Source organism: Candidatus Nitrosopumilus koreensis AR1, from assembly GCF_000299365.1.
Lineage (GTDB): Archaea > Thermoproteota > Nitrososphaeria > Nitrososphaerales > Nitrosopumilaceae > Nitrosopumilus > Nitrosopumilus koreensis.
Map to the genome: position 1 here is coordinate 203,593 of NC_018655.1, position 18,689 is coordinate 222,281.

20 protein-coding genes and 2 tRNA genes are annotated in these 18,689 nt (G+C 35.9%); 18 read left to right on the forward strand and 4 right to left on the reverse strand.

Features of this window, described 5'->3' with window-relative positions; genetic code table 11:
* Positions 1–9 precede the first annotated feature (9 nt).
* The 5 genes from NKOR_RS01210 to NKOR_RS01230 all read left to right on the forward strand — a co-directional run bounded on the left by NKOR_RS01210 (position 10) and on the right by NKOR_RS01230 (position 5,142).
* Positions 10–1,167 carry an AAA family ATPase gene (locus NKOR_RS01210; RefSeq protein WP_014962538.1) on the forward strand — a complete coding sequence of 386 codons (1,158 nt, stop codon included), beginning with the start codon at positions 10–12 and terminating at the stop codon, positions 1,165–1,167.
* Entirely contained in the window at positions 1,164–1,475 is a 312-nt protein-coding gene (locus NKOR_RS01215) for a hypothetical protein (protein ID WP_014962539.1), read from the forward strand. Before NKOR_RS01210 ends, NKOR_RS01215 begins: the two co-directional genes overlap by 4 nt.
* A gap of 106 nt (positions 1,476–1,581) precedes the next feature.
* Positions 1,582–3,129, forward strand: a complete 1,548-nt coding sequence (locus tag NKOR_RS01220) for an acyl-CoA carboxylase subunit beta (protein ID WP_014962540.1) — start codon at positions 1,582–1,584, stop codon at positions 3,127–3,129.
* Positions 3,130–3,135: 6 nt separating this feature from the next.
* Positions 3,136–4,623 carry an acetyl-CoA carboxylase biotin carboxylase subunit gene (locus tag NKOR_RS01225; RefSeq protein ID WP_014962541.1) on the forward strand — a complete coding sequence of 496 codons (1,488 nt, stop codon included), beginning with the start codon at positions 3,136–3,138 and terminating at the stop codon, positions 4,621–4,623.
* A 6-nt stretch (positions 4,624–4,629) separates the two neighbouring features.
* Positions 4,630–5,142 carry an acyl-CoA carboxylase biotin carboxyl carrier protein subunit gene (locus NKOR_RS01230; RefSeq protein ID WP_014962542.1) on the forward strand — a complete coding sequence of 171 codons (513 nt, stop codon included), beginning with the start codon at positions 4,630–4,632 and terminating at the stop codon, positions 5,140–5,142.
* A gap of 16 nt (positions 5,143–5,158) precedes the next feature.
* On the opposite strand, the gene NKOR_RS01235 is transcribed toward NKOR_RS01230, so the two are convergent.
* Positions 5,159–5,623, reverse strand: a complete 465-nt coding sequence (locus NKOR_RS01235; protein WP_014962543.1) for a redoxin domain-containing protein — start codon at positions 5,621–5,623, stop codon at positions 5,159–5,161.
* A gap of 156 nt (positions 5,624–5,779) precedes the next feature.
* Here NKOR_RS01235 and NKOR_RS01240 point away from each other — a divergent pair, with 156 nt between their 5' ends.
* Genes NKOR_RS01240 through NKOR_RS01290 form a run of 11 tightly spaced genes read left to right on the forward strand, consistent with a single transcriptional unit; the run spans position 5,780 to position 16,143 of the window.
* Positions 5,780–6,112 (forward strand): NADH-quinone oxidoreductase subunit A, encoded by a 333-nt coding sequence (locus NKOR_RS01240; protein WP_014962544.1) that lies wholly within the window; start codon positions 5,780–5,782, stop codon positions 6,110–6,112.
* Between the two features lie 40 nt (positions 6,113–6,152).
* On the forward strand, positions 6,153–6,677 hold the full coding sequence (locus NKOR_RS01245) for an NADH-quinone oxidoreductase subunit B (protein ID WP_014962545.1): 525 nt from the start codon (positions 6,153–6,155) through the stop codon (positions 6,675–6,677).
* Positions 6,677–7,282, forward strand: coding sequence for an NADH-quinone oxidoreductase subunit C (locus tag NKOR_RS01250; protein ID WP_014962546.1), 606 nt, complete (start codon positions 6,677–6,679; stop codon positions 7,280–7,282). The genes NKOR_RS01245 and NKOR_RS01250 overlap by 1 nt, the downstream gene beginning before the upstream one ends.
* A 2-nt stretch (positions 7,283–7,284) precedes the next feature.
* Positions 7,285–8,421: an NADH-quinone oxidoreductase subunit D gene (locus tag NKOR_RS01255; RefSeq protein ID WP_014962547.1), complete on the forward strand. Its 1,137-nt coding sequence runs from the start codon at positions 7,285–7,287 to the stop codon at positions 8,419–8,421.
* Positions 8,422–9,720, forward strand: a complete 1,299-nt coding sequence (gene nuoH / locus NKOR_RS01260; protein ID WP_014962548.1) for an NADH-quinone oxidoreductase subunit NuoH — start codon at positions 8,422–8,424, stop codon at positions 9,718–9,720.
* Positions 9,720–10,217 carry an NADH-quinone oxidoreductase subunit I gene (locus tag NKOR_RS01265; protein WP_014962549.1) on the forward strand — a complete coding sequence of 166 codons (498 nt, stop codon included), beginning with the start codon at positions 9,720–9,722 and terminating at the stop codon, positions 10,215–10,217. The genes nuoH and NKOR_RS01265 overlap by 1 nt, the downstream gene beginning before the upstream one ends.
* The gene (locus NKOR_RS01270; protein ID WP_014962550.1) at positions 10,210–10,722 is read left to right on the forward strand and encodes an NADH-quinone oxidoreductase subunit J family protein; all 513 of its coding nucleotides are present in this window, start codon (positions 10,210–10,212) and stop codon (positions 10,720–10,722) included. Before NKOR_RS01265 ends, NKOR_RS01270 begins: the two co-directional genes overlap by 8 nt.
* Positions 10,703–11,008, forward strand: a complete 306-nt coding sequence (gene nuoK, locus NKOR_RS01275; RefSeq protein WP_026089939.1) for an NADH-quinone oxidoreductase subunit NuoK — start codon at positions 10,703–10,705, stop codon at positions 11,006–11,008. Before NKOR_RS01270 ends, nuoK begins: the two co-directional genes overlap by 20 nt.
* Positions 11,008–12,561, forward strand: coding sequence for a complex I subunit 4 family protein (locus NKOR_RS01280; protein WP_014962552.1), 1,554 nt, complete (start codon positions 11,008–11,010; stop codon positions 12,559–12,561). Before nuoK ends, NKOR_RS01280 begins: the two co-directional genes overlap by 1 nt.
* 3 nt (positions 12,562–12,564) lie before the next feature.
* Complete coding sequence (locus NKOR_RS01285) at positions 12,565–14,646, forward strand: NADH-quinone oxidoreductase subunit 5 family protein (protein WP_014962553.1); 2,082 nt, start codon at positions 12,565–12,567, stop codon at positions 14,644–14,646.
* A gap of 12 nt (positions 14,647–14,658) precedes the next feature.
* Entirely contained in the window at positions 14,659–16,143 is a 1,485-nt protein-coding gene (locus NKOR_RS01290) for an NADH-quinone oxidoreductase subunit N (RefSeq protein WP_014962554.1), read from the forward strand.
* Here the strand turns inward: NKOR_RS01290 and NKOR_RS01295 are convergent.
* Entirely contained in the window at positions 16,133–16,984 is an 852-nt protein-coding gene (locus tag NKOR_RS01295) for a polyprenyl synthetase family protein (RefSeq protein WP_014962555.1), read from the reverse strand. The genes NKOR_RS01290 and NKOR_RS01295 overlap by 11 nt on opposite strands.
* A 43-nt stretch (positions 16,985–17,027) precedes the next feature.
* A tRNA-Glu gene (locus tag NKOR_RS01300) sits at positions 17,028–17,121 on the reverse strand.
* A gap of 80 nt (positions 17,122–17,201) precedes the next feature.
* Here NKOR_RS01300 and NKOR_RS01305 point away from each other — a divergent pair.
* On the forward strand, positions 17,202–17,834 hold the full coding sequence (locus tag NKOR_RS01305; protein WP_014962556.1) for an iron-containing redox enzyme family protein: 633 nt from the start codon (positions 17,202–17,204) through the stop codon (positions 17,832–17,834).
* A 41-nt stretch (positions 17,835–17,875) separates the two neighbouring features.
* Positions 17,876–17,949, forward strand: a tRNA-Ile gene (locus NKOR_RS01310).
* A gap of 112 nt (positions 17,950–18,061) precedes the next feature.
* On the opposite strand, the gene pyrE is transcribed toward NKOR_RS01310, so the two are convergent.
* Complete coding sequence (gene pyrE / locus NKOR_RS01315) at positions 18,062–18,667, reverse strand: orotate phosphoribosyltransferase (protein WP_014962557.1); 606 nt, start codon at positions 18,665–18,667, stop codon at positions 18,062–18,064.
* Positions 18,668–18,689: the final 22 nt, after the last annotated feature.

Consider the following 18,689-nt stretch of genomic DNA (forward strand, 5'->3'; position numbering starts at 1 on the left):
TTTACATTGATGTGGTCTGAAAAATATCGACCTCAGAAGATTTCTGATATGGTTGGAAATGAAGAAACTCGTTCAGTAATTATGGAATGGTTTGCAAAGTGGAAGAAAGGAACAAAACCTCTACTTTTAGTTGGCCCACCTGGAATAGGCAAGACCACTATTGCATTTCTTGTAGCCAAACAATTTGGTTATGATATGATTGGCCTTAATGCAAGTGATGTTAGAAGCAAATCTAGAATAAATGAAATTCTCACTCCTGTATTAGGTAATGTAAGCGTACTTGGAACTCCTATGATATTTGTTGATGAAGTTGATGGAATTCATGGCCGTGGAGATTATGGTGGTGTTGCAGCACTAGTTGATATTCTAAAAGAACCAACTGTGCCAATTATTCTAGCTGCAAATGATGACTCTGCTGATAAAATGAAAAATATCAAAAAAGCAGTTAAGATAATTTCTTTCAAAAAAATTCCACCCCGTCTTCTTCGAGTTTATTTAGAAAATATTTTGAAAAAAGAAAATGCAAATCTTAGTCCTGGCTCTTTAATCAAAGTAATTGATAAATCTCGAGGTGACATTCGTTCGATGATTAATTTAACACAATCATTTGTAACCGGATTTAATCCGCAAACAGAAACAACATTTGAAAATATTGATGTTGAAGAAGGTGTTAATGCATTTTTTAAAGCAAAATCACTTGAAGAAGCTAGAATTGTTTTGTATTCTATGCAAATTGATCCAAGGGAAAAAATAAATGCGTTTTATTCTAGCATAATTACAAGTAATTTAGACAATAATGCTCTTGCAAAATACTTGGAAGTCATTTCTGAAGCTGACATGCTTTATGGCAAAATTATAAAAACACAAAACTGGAGATTATTAAGATATCTTAATGATGTTTTGATTAAACTTTATGAAAACGATGATAGGATTAGATATGCACAATACAATCTTTCATGGCCTTTACTTAATAGAATTCGTTGGGATGGTGCTAAAATAAAATCACTATCATCTGTTATGGCAAAAAAATTACATTTGTCTTCTAGTGCCTTTGTTACAATTGGTTTACCTTTTGTTTTATTTTGTATAAAAAATAAAACATTAGAATTAGAACTGGAGGAAACATTTGGAGATATTATTGATAAGGAGATTGAATTGATGCAATGAGCTGGAGAAAAATACCTATGAAATTTCCAGGTACTTGTATTGTATGTAATGAAAAAATAGAAATTAATGAAATTGGCCTTTGGGCAAAAGGACTTGGTGTTAAGCATGAAAAATGTGCTGAAATTAATGAATTACAGTGTATAGTTTGTGGCGGTCCTGCTGGGTGCTCTCAATGTGAGTTTCAAGATATCTGCGATATTGCAAATGTTTCTCAGTTTTGTGTGTGTAAAAAATGCAGTGAACAAAAGGACATCTTTAATTTATATCAAAAGGCAACCAACAAAAAATTTCCAATTATTAACTCATAATTCTCTAAAATTCTAACTGATCTGGCAATTATTTTAAAAAAAAATTCAACCAAAATTTTTACAAACTAAATTAATATAGGAAACCGTATTTGATTAGATCACCATCATGCATTCTAAAAAACTTGAAGATTTTGGTAATAAACACAAAATTTCTCAACAAGGTGGTGGTCAAGACCGAATCAAAGCACAACATGATAAAGGTAAGTTAACTGCACGAGAAAGAATCGATCTTCTGTTAGATGAGGGCAGTTTTACCGAAATTGATCCAATGGTAACTCATCACTACCATGAATATGATATGCAGAAAAAGAAGTTCTTCACTGATGGTGTAGTTGGTGGCTATGGCACAATCAATGGCAGACAAATTTTCGTATTTGCTTATGATTTTACAGTCCTTGGTGGAACTCTAAGTCAAATGGGTGCCAAAAAAATTACTAAACTAATGGATCATGCAGTTAGAACTGGATGTCCAGTTATTGGAATTATGGATTCTGGCGGTGCAAGAATTCAAGAAGGAATTATGAGTCTTGATGGATTTGCAGATATCTTTTATCATAATCAACTAGCTTCAGGAGTTGTTCCTCAAATTACAGCAAGTATTGGTCCATCTGCAGGAGGCTCAGTGTATTCTCCAGCAATGACTGACTTTGTCGTCATGGTAGAAAAAGCAGGAACAATGTTCGTTACAGGCCCTGATGTTGTAAAGACAGTTTTAGGTGAAGAAATTTCATTTGATGATCTTGGTGGTGCAATGACACATGGTTCAAAAAGTGGAGTTGCGCACTTTGTTGCACAAAACGAATACGAATGTATGGATTGCATCAAGAAATTGATCTCTTATATTCCACAAAATAATTCTGAAGAACCACCAAAAATAAAAACTGATGATGATCCAAATAGACTAGATCATAATCTAATTAACGTTATTCCAGAAAATCCATTACAACCATATGATATGAAAGATATCATTAATTCTATTGTTGATAACCATGAATTCTTTGAAGTTCATGAATTGTTTGCACCAAATATTGTTGTAGGTTATGGTAGAATGGATGGACAAGCAGTTGGTATTATTGCAAACAATCCAATGCATCTTGCAGGTGCACTTGATATTGATTCATCAAACAAAGCCGCACGTTTCATTAGATTTTGTGATGCATTTAACATTCCCATTATCACTTTGGTAGATACACCAGGTTACATGCCAGGTTCAAACCAAGAACATAACGGTATAATTAGACATGGAAGCAAATTGCTTTATGCATATTGTGAGGCAACTGTTCCACGAATTACACTTGTAATTGGAAAGGCATATGGTGGTGCATACATTGCAATGGGAAGCAAAAATCTTAGAACTGATATTAATTATGCGTGGCCAACTGCACGTTGTGCTGTATTAGGTGGTGAGGCTGCGGTAAAAATCATGAACAGAAAAGAATTGGCAGCTGCAGATGATGCTGAAGCACTAAAGAAACAACTAATCGATGAGTTTACAGAAAAATTTGAAAATCCTTATGTTGCAGCATCTCATGGAACCGTAGATAACGTAATTGATCCTGCAGAAACAAGACCTATGTTAATAAAAGCACTCAAAATGCTAGCAAACAAGAGAGAAAAACAACTTCCTAGAAAACATGGAAATATCAATTTGTGATTAAAAATGATTGAGAAAGTACTTATCGCAAATAGAGGAGAAATTGCTCTTAGAGTAATCAGAACATGTAATGCATTAGGTATAAAGACTGTTGCGGTATATTCTGATGAAGATTACAATTCTTTACATGTAAAGAAAGCTGATGAATCTTATCATATTGGTGAAGCAGCTCCTGCAAAATCATATCTTAATCAAGAAAAAATTCTTGAAGTAATGTTGTCTTCCGGAACAGATGCTGTTCATCCTGGTTATGGCTTTCTTTCTGAAAACGATGACTTTGCAAGACTATGTGAAAAAAATAAAATCACTTTCATTGGCCCATCTGCTGATTCGATGAATCTGTGTGGTGATAAGATGGAATGTAAGGCTGCAATGTTAAAAGCTAAAGTTCCAACAGTTCCTGGAAGTCCAGGACTAGTAGATACTGCCGATGAAGCAGAAAAAATTGCAAATGAAATTGGTTATCCTGTACTCTTGAAATCCGTTTATGGTGGTGGAGGTCGTGGAATTAGATTAGTTACTAATGATAAAGAATTGCAAGAAGGTTTTGAAACAGTAACATCTGAATCTATTTCTGCTGTAGGAAAATCTGCAATTATTGTTGAAAAATTCTTAGAAAAAACAAGACACATTGAATATCAAATGTGTAGAGATCATCATGGCAATGCAGTCCATCTATTTGAGAGAGAATGTTCCATTCAAAGACGAAATCAGAAATTAATTGAACAAACCCCATCACCTGTCGTAGATGCTGCAAAAAGAGAAGAAATTGGTGAATTAGTTGTTAAAGCAGCAGAAGCTGTTGATTATACTAACCTGGGTACAGCAGAATTTTTGAGAGCAGACTCTGGTGAATTTTATTTTATTGAAATTAACGCAAGACTACAAGTAGAACATCCTATCAGTGAAATGGTTTCAGGATTGGATTTTGTTAAATTGCAGATTGATATTGCAAATGGAGAACCACTTCCATTCAAACAAAAAGATCTAAAGATGAATGGTTATGCAATTGAATGTAGAATTAATGCAGAAGATACCTTTTTGGACTTCGCACCTTCTACTGGACCTGTTCCAGATGTGACAATCCCAGCAGGACCAAATGTTCGATGTGATACCTATCTTTATCCTGGATGTACAGTATCTCCATTTTATGACTCATTAATGGCAAAGCTCTGTACATGGGGACCAACATTTGAAGAATCTAGAACTAGAATGCTTACTGCATTAAATGATATGTATGTTGAAGGCGTAGAAACATCCATTCCTCTCTACAAAACAATTCTCAATTCTGAAGAATACAAAAATGGAGAGTTATCTACTGACTTTTTAAAACGTTATGGTATGATTGACAGATTAACTGAAGACCTTAAAAAAGAAAAAGAAAACAAGAGTGAGGCTGCTTTGGCTGCAGCTATTATTCATTCTGAATACTTCAAAAATAGAATTCAAAACGACAGCACTAGTAGTGCAACTTGGAAAAACAAACTGGATTGATGATTAATGAACTATAAGATACCTGACATTGAAAAATCATTTGAAGGGAAAATTGTTGAAATCTTAGGTAACAATGACTATGTAATTAAGATAAATGACAAAGAACATCAATTACGAATTCTTAATATGAATGCAAAAGGAATAGAATTCATTTTAGATCAACAATATCATAAAGCAAAATATCTTGAAACTTTAACCAACGAAATGAATCTTGTAATTGATAATGTTCCAATCACACTAAATATGAACACACATTTTGATGAGGTTGTTTTCAAAAATTCAGGCGGTGCTGCTGCTGGTGGTGCTCAATTGGCACTCAAAAGCCAAATTCCAGGCAAAGTTGTATCTATCGCAGTTTCCGAAGGTGATTCAGTTAAGAAAGGTGATGTTGTTTGTACTTTAGAATCAATGAAGATGCAAGTTGCAGTAAAAGCACACAAAGACGGTGCTATAAAAAATCTCAAAATTAAAGAAGGTGCAACTGTTGCAAAAGGCGATGTTATTGCTGATTTAGAATAAAAAAGAAATTGGTTTCCTATTTTAGGAAATTTTTAATCTCTTCATAGTTTGGTTCTTTTAATGGATCTTCTGAAACCCATTTGTAACCAATCTTTCCGTCTTCCATAATTATAAAAACAGAACGTTTAGCTGCATTGTAGTCTTTTATGTGAAGCAAATCTTTCATCAATATGTCGTAATCTCTAATTGTTTTGCTATTGTAATCTCCCAATAATGGAAAATTGAATTTGTGTTTTTCTGCAAATGCTTTATTTGCAAAAGGACCGTCGTTACTGATTGCTATTACCTGTGCACCCATGTCGGCAATTTCTTGCCAAGAATCTCTAAATGTACATAGCTCAGTTTCACATACTGGAGAACTTGCTGCAACTATGAATGAAAGAACGATTTTTTTACCTTTGAATTCATCCAAAGTCCGCATTTTTAGTTCTGTATCTGGAAGCTCAAAATCTGGAGCAGTATCTCCGATATTGACTGACATGATCGCATTTTATCAACGTTCTATAAAGTAGTTTAGAAAAAATATTTTTTTTCGATCAAACTACTAAAATCTGAAACATACCTTTTTATACAAAAATCAGGGTGAAAAGCTAAATTGGTCGGGGAATTAGCGGGCAATTACAGTACTGTGGTATTGATGTTTGCCTTTGGTATAGTAGCAATGGCACCTGCATTAATTATTTCACGAATGGTTTCTCCTCGAAAACGAAGCAATCCTGTAAAATTTTTACCAATGGAATGTGGTCAAGTCCCATCTGGAGAAGGACGAACGCATTTCATGATGCAGTATTATCCGTATATTCTCATGTTTGTAGTATTTGATGTAATGGCAATTTTCTTGTATGCATGGGGAAGTGCACTTTTGGAACTCCCAAAGAGTGCAACTTTACCGATGATGGGATTTTTAGCTATAATGTTTGGTGCAATGGCATTTGCATTGTATCAATCAGGGAGAAGAAGAATATGGTAGTTTTTTATACAAATCAAATTAATGAGGGTAGGGGATAAGATTGCTTAAAGACTTAGTTACACCAGAAAATGCAAATGTCTTTGTAGGAAAACTCGGGGATATTTTAGAAAGAGCAATCGATAAACCATTGGGCTACGCCATCAATTGGGGTAGAATTTGGTCACTCTGGCCTGTCCACATTGAAACAGCTTGTTGCAGCGTAGAATTTGGTGCCGCATCAAGTCCAAGATACGATGTTGAAAGATTCGGTATCATTGAAGCATTTGGATCACTTAGACAATGTGATCTAGTTGTTGTTCAAGGTACTATTACAAGAAAGATGGCGCCACGCCTAAGATTAGTTTATGATCAAATGCCAGAACCAAAGTACGTAATTGCTATGGGAGCTTGTGCAATTACTGGAGGATTGTATTTTGATTCATACAATGTACTTCCAGGAATTGACGGAGTGATTCCAGTTGATGTCTATGTTCCAGGTTGCCCACCTAGACCTGAGACTCTCATACAAGGATGTATTTTGTTGCAAGAGAAAATCAAGAGAATGAAGGCTAGGAAGTTTGTATAATGAGTAGTAATCCTGAAAAACCAACAACAGAGGCAAAACCTGAAGAGAAAACAACTCCTCCTAAACCGGCACCCAAACCCGCAGCAAAACCTGAAGAGAAACCAGTTGAACTTCCTGCCTTTGAAAAAGGAATTTTAGATAAACTAGTAGAAAAGTTTGGAGATAAAGTAGAAGTAGACTTTGTAAAAGAAGACCGAATTGGAATTAAAACAAGTAAAGACAATGTTCATGATGTAGCACAATTCATTCGTGATGATCTTCATTATGATCATGCAGAATCAGTTTCAGGCGTAGATTTCCCAGCAGACAATGAAATTGAAGTAGTTTACCATCTTGGTTCCTATACTGAATCATCCCTTGCAAAACAGATTCTTACATTATCGACAAGAGCTCCAAGAGAATCAAATCCAATCCCTGGACAAGATTCTACAAAACTTCCAAGTCTTAGAGATGTATTTTACAGTGTAGAGTTTGGTGAACGAGAAGTTTTTGAAATGTTAGGTGTTTTCTTTGATGGTCATCCAGATAATAGACGATTACTTTTGCCTGAAGATTGGGCAGACTTGCCACCACTTCGAAAGGACTTTGCAATAAAGGGTAGATAACAATGACTGACATAATGCCACCAGGATTAGCACTAAAGAAAGTAGATGAGAGAATCATGACTCTCAATGTTGGGCCACAACACCCAGGTTCTGGCCACATGAGAATTGTTGTTCAAATTGATGGTGATTATATCGTTGCATGTGATCCAGATCCAGGATATGTGCATCGTGGAGAAGAGAAGATGGCTGAATATAGAAATTACATTACAAATGTTCCTCACTTAGAGAGACCTGTAATTCATGATTCATGTAATATTCTTTATCCTTATGTTTTAGGAGCTGAAGAAATACTTGGAATTGAAGTTCCAGAACGTGCAAAATACGTTAGAGTGATTTGTTCAGAACTAAACCGTTGTATCTATACCATGTACTGGCTTGCAATTTATGGAATTTTCTTAGGACATTCTACAATGTTCATGTGGCCTGCAGGTGACAGAGAACTCTTGATTGATCTTATGGAGAAAGTATCTGGTGCTAGAGTAACTCATGCACATTTCATTCCAGGTGGAGTGAGAAATGATTTGCCTGCAAACTTTGAAGATGTTTGTTTACGTCAAGTAAATTATTTTGAAAAACGTATCAAGGAATACGCTGCAGTGTTTTATGATAACCCTATTTTGATTTCCAGAACTAGGGACACTGGTGTATTATCACGTGAGAATGCTATTAGATATGGAACAACTGGTTCTGTACTTAGAGCAAGTGGTGTTGATTATGATCTAAGAGTAAAGGCACCTTATGATGTCTATGATGAATTAGACGTTCATACCAATGTGATGAAAGAAGGAGATTCTTATGCAAGATCTAAAGTTCCATGGCTTGATATGATTGAAAGTTGTAATATTATTAGACAGGCATTACAAAAAATGCCAAAGTCTGGCTCTGTTCGTGCAAAACTAAAACCAAATCCCAAGACAAAAGGTCCTGCAACTGTCTACAAACGAGTGGAATCTGGTAGAGGTTCTCTTGGTTGTTATATTGTATCTGATGGTAAGCCTGAACCCTACAGAGTAAAAATGAGTGTTCCTTCATTTAGAAACTTACTTGCATTACCTAATCTTTTGATTGGAGAAAAACTAGGTAACATGCCATCTGTTTATTGGAGTCTTAATTATTGGCCAGTGGAGGCAGATAGGTAAATGTCTGCTATAGCACCAAAATTCAAACTAAGTGAATTTATCAAATCTCTACTTGATAATCTATTTTGGATAGTCCTAATTTTTTCACTAGTTGGTCTCCCTGCAGCATTTATTGTGTTATTCTTTATTGAAATGCCTGTAATTAATGGTGAATTACTTACACCATTCCTTGCATTAACATGGATAGCTGATCCATCACGTACCCTTCCAATTGTAAAAGCATTCATGGCAACTGACATGTTTAGAGTTATGGCATTTCCTGGATTTGGATTTGCTGCATTGATAGCTGCTGGAACAATTTTTGTTGAAAGAAAGATGCTTGCAAAATTACAATTAAGAGTAGGTCCTTTCTACTGTGGAAAAATTGAAGGTATTTTACAATTAATGGGCGATGGTCTAAAACTAATTTCTAAAGAGATTATTATTCCTGCAAAAGCTGACAAACCGATATTTTGGGCTGCTCCTGTAATCTTTGTTGCAACCGCTGCTGCGTTTGTAGCATTAATTCCTGTAGCCCCTGGATGGGTAGTTGCAGATGTGGACTTGGGATTACTCGGAGTTTTTGCAGTAATTGGATTTTTCCCAATCATAACAATTCTTTCAGCATGGTCTGCAAACAGTAAATTCCCATTCATTGGAGGAATCAGAGCTTTATTCCAAATGGTTTCCTTTGAAATTCCATTAATCCTATCTTTGTTAGGAGTTGTTATTCTTACTGGAACTCTTAATTTGTCTGAAATTGCAGCAAGCCAATCTAGTTTTCCATGGATTATCTTTTTGCCAGTTGGTGCAATAGTCTTCTTTATCACAATGCTTGCAGAGTTAGAAAGAATTCCATTTGACTTACCAGAGGCAGAAAGTGAAATTGTTGCTGGTTGGTTAACGGAGTTCTCTGGAATGATGTATGGCCTAGTTCAACTAGGAACATATCTGAAACTTTACGCATTTGCAGGACTGTTTGTTGTTTTGTTCTTAGGTGGATGGAATGGCCCAATGGTTGTTCCTCCATTCCCAGAAGAAATTCTTACTGATGGAATTGTACTGGGCCCAATCACTGCCAACATTCCAGGATTACCTCTATTTGATCAAGCAATGTTAAATGGAACTCTTTGGTTTGTTCTAAAAACAGTTGGTGTGATTTTCTTTATATTGTTGCCCAGAGGTGTCTTCCCAAGAATTAGAATTGACATGTTGTTGAGTCTTGGTTGGACCAAATTGATTGGACTTGCATTCGTTAACATCTTTATTGCACTAGGCTTGCTTTACGCTGGAGTCTTGGGACCTGGAGGATTACAATAATGGGAACTGCAACTGGAATTATCCGTGCATTAAATTCAGGAATAAAACACATCGCAATCAAACGATTTACACTTCGTTATCCTGAAGAGAAACTAAAGTTTGTAGGTGATGGTTATCAATTTGATCCTTCTACTGGTGTTGGTATTGCTGGACTAAAAGGTAGACATATGCTATTTCACGATCACTGTACTGGATGTCAATTATGCTCAATTGCATGTGAGGGTGTTGCTGAAGCAATTGCAATGGTAAAAGTTCCTGAAGAACAAAAACAAAATAAAAAATCAATCATGCCGCAAATTGATTATGGAAAATGTGTTTTCTGTGGTCTTTGTGTTGATGCATGTCCATTTTATGCATTATACATGACAAATGATTATGAATTATCTTCATTCACTAAGGAGGGATTAATCTATACTCCTGCACAACTTGCAGTCAAACCCTATATTACACAAGACAGTGAAATCCAAATTACTGATAGAGGTGCAACACATGGCTGATGCTGCATTTTTAGCACTTACTGTAATCACAATTGGTTCTGCAATTGCAGCCCTTGAATTAAGATCATTAATTTATGGTTCCATCGCATTGATGGGAACACTTGGTGGTATTGCAGGATTCTTCTTTTTGTTAGATGCTCCATTTGTTGCATTATTCCAACTGGCAGTTTATGTTGGTTCTATTGCTGTCCTGATTTTATTTACTGTTATGCTGGTAAAAAGAGAACTCATATTCAAAAAAATTGAAGACAAAAGAAGAAAGTTTGCAGGAATTGGTTTGATGCTTGTAGTTATGGTTTCATTAGGTGCAGTTTTTCTAGATTCAGGAATTAAAACAATCACAACTGATGAACCTGCTGTTGATTTTAGAAATATTGGTACAGACTTTGTAACATATTATTGGCCAGCATTAATTTTGATGGGATTAATTTTAGCTGGTTCTGTTACTGGTGCACTTGTATTAGCAAAACGAGAGGATGTGGAGAATGGCCAACGAACTAGTTGATTTTACATTAGTATCTGTTGCCTTGTTGGGGATAGGCATCTATGGTCTTGCAGTTAAGCGCAATTTTATCAGAATGTTGTTTGCAGTTGAAATTATCATTAATGCTGCTAACCTTAATTTGGTTGCATTTGGTAGATTCTTGCCTCATAGCGGTGGCCAAACATTAGCATTATTCTCTATTGCAATTGCAGCTGCTGAAGTAGCAGTTGGATTGTCATTAATTATTGTGGCATATCGTATGTATCAAAATGTCGATATTGCAGACTTTAGGAGTTTGAAGGGATAATGGAATATGCATTATTACAGGCAGTTTTCTTGCCATTACTGTTATCTCCAATAGCCTACATCCTAGGACGAAAGGTAGGCCCCACACCTGCTATGTGGTTTACATTTGGACTTTTACTTTATACCACAATTCTTGTAATCAATGCAGCATTATCTGGAACTGTAGAAGAACATTATCCATGGACAGAACAATTTGGTGAGTTTGGTTTCTTACTTGATGGTTTGGCATCACCATTTGCAATAATCATCTATGTACTATCAACAATCTTGGTGCTGTATTCAAAACCATACATGATTCACAAATTCCATGAACAATTTGAAGAAGAACAAAAAATCAACCCTTCTTCAAGTGGACAAAGTTCTATTGTTGAATCATCTTCTCTATCAAACTATGTAAATGCAAAATCTGGTCTTTACTTTGCACTTTATCTTGTATTTGCAATGGGAATGCTTGGAACAGTCCTTTCAACAAATCTGATAGAATTTTACATATTCTTTGAAGTTATGTTAATCCCTGGTTTCTTTTTAGTTGCACTCTGGGGTGATGGTCCAAGAAGAAAGATTGGTTTGATGTTCTTGTTTTGGACTCATGCTGGTGCAGTAGTGCTGTTATTGGGATTTTTGATGATAGGTTTGACTATTGGTAGTTTTGACTTTGCTGATATCAAAGAATCTGAAATTCCTCAAGATATTGTAATGATTTCTGCAATTGCAATTGCAATAGGCCTTGGTGTCAAACTAGCAGTCTTTATGTTCCATGTTTGGCTACCCTATGTCCACGGTTCTGCACCTACTCCAATTAGTGCATTGCTGTCTCCTGCAATGATTGGAATTGGTGCATATGGTGTCTTTAGATTAATTGTTGAATTCTTACCTTCTACATTTGCCGAACTTTCAATTTGGTTCCACATTTGGGGACTTGTTACAATGATTTATGGTGGCGCTATGGCACTCATGCAAGATGACCTAAAACGTCTTCTTGCTTATTCTAGTATCAGCCAAATGGGTTATCTTTTGTTTGGTATTGGCTCGCTTTCTGTTCTTGGTCTATCTGGTGCAGAAATGATGTATGTAACTCACGGAATAGGAAAAGGTATTCTCTTCATGATGGCTGGTGTGATTATAGTTAAAGTTGGAACTCGAAGCATTTCAAAACTTGGTGGTTTAGCAGGAAAGATGCCAATAACTGCAACATGTGCAGTCATTGGAGCTTTAACTATCATGGGTGTTCCGCCAACTAGTGGATTTATGGGGGAATGGATTCTATTTTATGGTGCTTTAGAAACTGCAATTGAAGAAGGTTCAACATTAAGAGCTGTTACTTTTGGTTTGGGACTTGTTGCAACTGCACTTACAATGTCTTACATGCTTTGGATGCTAAAACGTGTGTTCTTTGGAAAAACACCTGAACATCTTGAGAAAGTCAAAGAAGGTAGTTGGTATATGACCGCACCTATGATGCTTCTTGCAGGATTTTCAATCGTTGTTGGAATTTATCCAGATATTTTCTTGAAGACAATCATACCTTTCATGAATGGAGTGTTAGGAGTATAGAATATGGCAACTGAGGCAATTGGTATCCCATTTGAAGCAAGTTCTCTTAGTGCATGGCTTGTTTGGATTCTCCCATTTGCAGCTGCACTAATCATGCCAGGAATTGGAAAATTATCCAAGAACGCTACTGGCTATGTTGCAGTTGGCTTTGCATTGATGAGTGCTCTGTCTGCAGCTTCACTCTTACCAATGGCATTGGAAGGACATGAAATTCATAAACAGATTATGTGGATTGAAGCTATTGGTCTGAAAGGTGGTGTATTAGCTGATCCACTTTCAGTAATTATGGCAAATGTAGTTGGTTGGATTTCATTCTTGATTATGATTTACAGTACTGGTTACATGAAAGGGGATAAAGATATTACAAGATTCTGGTTCTGGATGATGTTCTTTATTGGTTCAATGCAATTAATTGTATTATCTGATAACTTACTCCAAGTCTTCTTTGGATGGGAAGGAGTAGGACTTGCGTCATATGCACTGATTAGCTTTTGGTATCGTGATAAAAAGAAAGATCATGTTGGTCAAGAAGGACGTACCGTTCTTGGTTTGTTAGATTATTATGCTCCAACACATGCTGGTATGAAGGCATTCATCATGACCAAAGTTGGTGATGTGATGATGATTGCTGGTATGCTTTTGATATTCTTGTTTGCTGGAACCTTTGGTTTCAAAGAACTCATGGGAGATCATGAATGGGCTATTGCTATGAATGCTCAAGGTCTTTTGGTTCCTGCTTTTGTGCTGTTATTTGGTGGTGCTGTGGGTAAATCAGCACAATTCCCATTAAATGAATGGCTACTTGAAGCAATGACTGGCCCTACTGCTGTTTCTGCATTAATTCACGCAGCAACAATGGTTAAGGCTGGTGTATTCTTGGTTGCAAGAATAGGACCAATTGTTTTTGCATTAGGTGCTGCAGGAATTATGGCAGATCAATTCTTTGAGATTGTTGCATGGGTTGGTGCAATAACTGCATTATTACTTGCAACACAAGGAATGGTTAATCCAGAAATTAAAAAAGTCCTTGCATATTCAACTGGTTCACAGATTGGTTACATGATGATGGCATTAGGTGTTGCAGGATTATCTCATCAATATGTTGATGGTTATACTGCAGGCTTTTTCCACTTAATTTCTCACGCAATGTTTAAAGCATCATTATTCATGGCAGCAGGTTCCTTGCTGCATATTGTTGGTTCTCGATTCATGACAGATATGGGTGGTCTGAGAAAACACATGAAAAAGACATATGCATTCATGTGGGCTGCAGGTCTTGGTTTAATGGGTGCGCCATTTATCACAACAGGCTTCTGGAGTAAGGATGCAATATTTGCGGCAGTTTATACATCTGGAAACGAATGGGCATTACCACTATATGCAATTGCAGTATTGACTGCAATAATTACAGCATTCTATACTACAAGAATGATTGGAATGGTCTTCTTTGGAAACAAGAGCAAACATATCCAAAAGATGGAAGAAGAAGGACATCATATCCATGAAGCCTCATTATCCATGTGGGTCCCATATGGAATTTTAGCAGTACTCACAATAGGAATTGGTCTTATTGGATTATCCACTGAAGAAGGACTACATCACTTGTTTACTGATTATCTTGAACACTCATTTGGTATTCACACTGAACATGCTGCATCAGAAGCATCATCAATACTGCCTGAATTCTTACAAGGATTAAACCCAGTTGCACTAGGTTCATCACTTGCAGCATTTTCAATTGGTATTGGATTAGGATACATATTCTATATTGGTAGATGGGTTGATCCTGTCAAATTTGTTAACTCTAACATTTTCTTTTACGCAATTCACAAAGTCATCTTAAGTAGATGGTATCTTAACGCAATAGTCTATTGGTGTTTTGTTGTAGCACCATTATGGTTAGCAAGAGGTGTATACAGATACTTTGAAAAGACAGCTATCGATTATGGTATGAACGATGGATTCCAAAAAGCAGTTGGATGGAGTGCTAAAGTCGTCCAAGGAACTCAAACTGGTGTTTCACAATCATACTTATTCGTATTTGGAGCGGGATTACTGTTCGTAGTTCTGATATTGTTGATGTAGGAGAGATATGAGATGTTAGAAATTACTTCCACTCCATTGGTATTAATTGCAATTTTGGGAACTGTTGGTGTTATTCTCCCAATAATCAGTATTGCAAGAAAAGAAAAAGGCTCTAACTCATTTTATGCTGTCATTGCATTTGCAGCATTAATCGTATCTATGGCATACGTTGGATATGAATTCATTAACAATAATGTAGCAGCATCTGCTCTTTTCTCTGAGGATGTAGTTGCTGATGATGCATTTGGTGGATTCTTTGCAATTGCAATGCTTATTGTTGCTTTGTTCACTACCGTTGGCTCCTTTAATTATATGAGAAAACATAATTCACCTGCTGTTTACTATTCACTAATCTTACTTGCAACAATTGGTATGATTCTAGTTGCATATTCTACTGATTTGATAATGTTGTTTGTTGCATGGGAACTCATGAGTATCCCAACTTACATCTTGGTTGGGTTCATGAAAAAGAATCCAAGTTCAAATGAAGCAGCACTAAAATATTTCTTGTTTGGAGCATTATCTTCAGCCATAATTGTTTACGGAATTGCATTATCTTATGGCTTAACTGGTTCAACAAACATTGGAGAAGTCATTGAAGGTTATTCGACACTTGATCCTTCATTATTGCCACTTGCATTACTTTCAGTTGGAATGTTTATTGCAGGATTTGGATTCAAGATGGGACTTGTTCCTTTCCATCAATGGCTTCCAGATACTTACGAAGGTGCCCCTTCACCAATAACTGCTCTTCTTGCAGCGGCAACCAAAAAAGCAGGATTTGCTGCAACTATTAGAATTGTAGTTCTTGGAATGGTTGTTCTTAATCTTGATTGGACTTTAGCTCTTGGTATTATTGCAATAATGACGATGACTATTGGTAATGTTGCAGCTATAATGCAAAAGAGTCTTTCAAGAATGTTGGCATATTCTAGTATTGCACATGCTGGATACATTTTGATTGGATTGGCAGTTGCACCATACAGTTCTCTTGGTTTACAAGGTTCTTTGTATCAAATCTTCAATCACGCCGTGATGAAAGGTGCTGCCTTTATTGCAATTGCAGGAATTGTGACAACTCTTGCTGTTACTCATATTGACAAACTGAAAGGTCTTGGAAGAAGAATGCCAATTACTGCTTTAGGCATGGTTATCTCATTATTTGCTCTTGCTGGCGTGCCTCCACTTTCAGGATTTTGGAGTAAATTGATGTTATTTGGAAGTGCATTAGATGCTAGTTCTGCATTATGGTGGGCTCCATGGCTTGCAATAGCAGGAGTTCTTAACAGTGCATTATCACTTGCTTACTATGGTTGGATAACTAGAAAGATGTACTTTGAAGGAGAAACAGAAAAGAGAGTTTCAGAACCAAAATCAATTGTAGCAGTAATGATATTCTCAATCATCTTCTTAGTTGGATTTGGTGTATATCCAGAACCACTTCTTAAATTCGTAGAATTTGCAACACCAATAGTTAGTTTAGGACTTATGCCTTAAACGAAGTAAATTTAATTAAATTATCTAAATTTATTTTTGCGTCATTATCTGGGATTTTTCTTAAACTAGTTCTTGCTTTTTCAGAATATTCCTTTAACAACTCTTCCATTTTATTGAAAACATCCCTTGGGTCAGAACTTTTCTTAATTAACATATTAAACAATTTATCCTCATTTTTCCAATCTAACAGATCATCTCTTATTTGATAGGCAATTCCAATATTCTTTCCATATTCGGTTAACCCCTCGATTTGCTCTTCTGTTCCGTTTGCAATTATTGCACCTGTTCTAGCTGCCACTTCAAATGCTGTTGCAGTTTTGTATTCTATTACTTTGAGATAGTCATCAAATGTAACATCTTCACTTGACTCTAGTCTGCTTTCAATCATTTCTCCTTCACTCATCAGCATTGCTGTAGTTGCCAAATCTTTTGTTATGCGTGGGTTATCCAATCTAGAACATATTGCTAAAATTAACCCTAAAACAAAATCTCCTGTAAGTACACTGGTATTGTATCCGTATTTGATGTGGAATGGATCTTTTTGTCTTCTCATTGTTTCGTTATCAATAATGTCGTCATGAATTATAGATTCCATATGCAAAAATTCAACTGCACATGATGCTGCAAACGTGTTTTCATCGGTTTTACCAATACTTTCAGCCGACAAAGTAAGAATAATTGGTCTGATTCGTTTTCCACCCTCTAAAGAATATTTCAACGGCTCTATGAATTCTGATTCTGAATACAGATCCAGCTCTTTGTCTAGTGCTTGATCAATTTTTTTGATATATTCACCATATGTTTCAAGTAAAGGATTAATCTCGATATTCTTTCTGTCCAAGATGAGCCTCTATTGAAAAAATTTCCCATTGTTAATTAAATCTTGGTGCTCCAGCCGGGACTTTCATCGATTGATTTTGAACCCGGGATCACTGCCTTGAAAGGGCAGTATGCTTGACCGGTCTACACCACTGGAACCCAAAAAAATTCCGTATTTTGTCCATAAAATCTTTTGTAAACCACAAAGATTTTTTTATTGGCAGATTTGGAGTCAATTCATGAACATAATTGAAAAAATTGATGAAATGATTGAGGAAAGAAGTTTACTAAAACATCCATTCTACCAAGCATGGTCTGATGGAAAATTAACAAAAGAATCACTAGCAGGATATTCAAAGGAATATTTCCAATTGGTCAAAGAGGTTCCATCCTTTATGGCTCCTATAATTGAAAAAGCTCCAGAATCCGTTGTAAAAGAATTAGTTGAAAATCAACAAGAAGAATCTGATCACATTAAACCATGGATTGCTTTTGCAAGTGAACTTGGAATTTCTGAAGATGAATTATTATCATATTCAGGTTTGCCAAAAACCAGAAAAGCTGTATCTGATTTGAATGAATTAATGGATACTTTTGAAAGTGGTGCATGTGCAATGTATGCATTTGAAAAAGAAATTCCAAAAATCAGTCAAACAAAACTTGATGGATTAGCGGAATTCTATGGCATGACTAGTAACGAAGCTACAGAATACTTCAAACTACATACTGAAGCTGATGTTAGACATGCAGCGTCATGGAGAAATATTCTTGAAAAGTCATCAACTGATTATGACAAATTAATTAAGGTTGCAGAAAAATCAATTTCTGCACAGAATTTGTTATTGGACAGTTGTTTTGAAGAATACTGTTAATCTCATAACATTTTATACCTAAGAAAAAATTCATCTGCTTAGGGCCCGTAACTCAGCTTGGTAGAGTAACCGGCTCATAACCGGTGAGCCAAGGGATCGAAGCCCTTCGGGCCCATATATTTTCAATTAGTTTTAAAACAAGCAAATTCAAATTTTACTGGCTGCAATGAAGAATCAGAGTTATATCTGAATGATGATTGGAAGGCATTTGTCTGAGCTGCCAAAACTCATTTGCCAATTTGTTTTTTTACTTTGTCTAAAACATCATTGTCCACTAGATTTTGTTCATGCAAAGATTCTGTAATCTGCAAAATATTTAGAATTGAATGCATTTTGACTCCAAGCTCCTCCATGGCTTTATCAGCTCCTTCCATTCTATTGACAATAACATATGCATCCTTTATGGAAATGTTGACTTCTTTTAACGACTTTATTGCATTTACAACTGAACCGCCAGTTGTTGCTACGTCATCTATCATTACTACTTTCATTCCATCGTGAATTTTGCCTTCAACTGATTTTGATGTTCCATAATCTTTTGGTTTACTTCTAACATAGATGAGTGGTTTAACAGTCTCAATTGCTAATGCAGATGCAATAACTAGACCTCCTGTGGGTACTGAAACTATTGAATCAAACTTGTCTAGTCCTATATTTTGAACAATTTCGTTTTCAAGATATTTTACCATCTTTCTGAATTCATGAGGATAGCTTGGGACTAATCTCAAATCCACATAGTATGAACTCTTTTTTCCACTGGCTAGTGTAAATTCTCCAAACTTTATGATGCCTTTTTGATGCAAAAAGGTTGCAAACTCTTTTACAAATTCCATACCAAAATTAACTACACTGGAT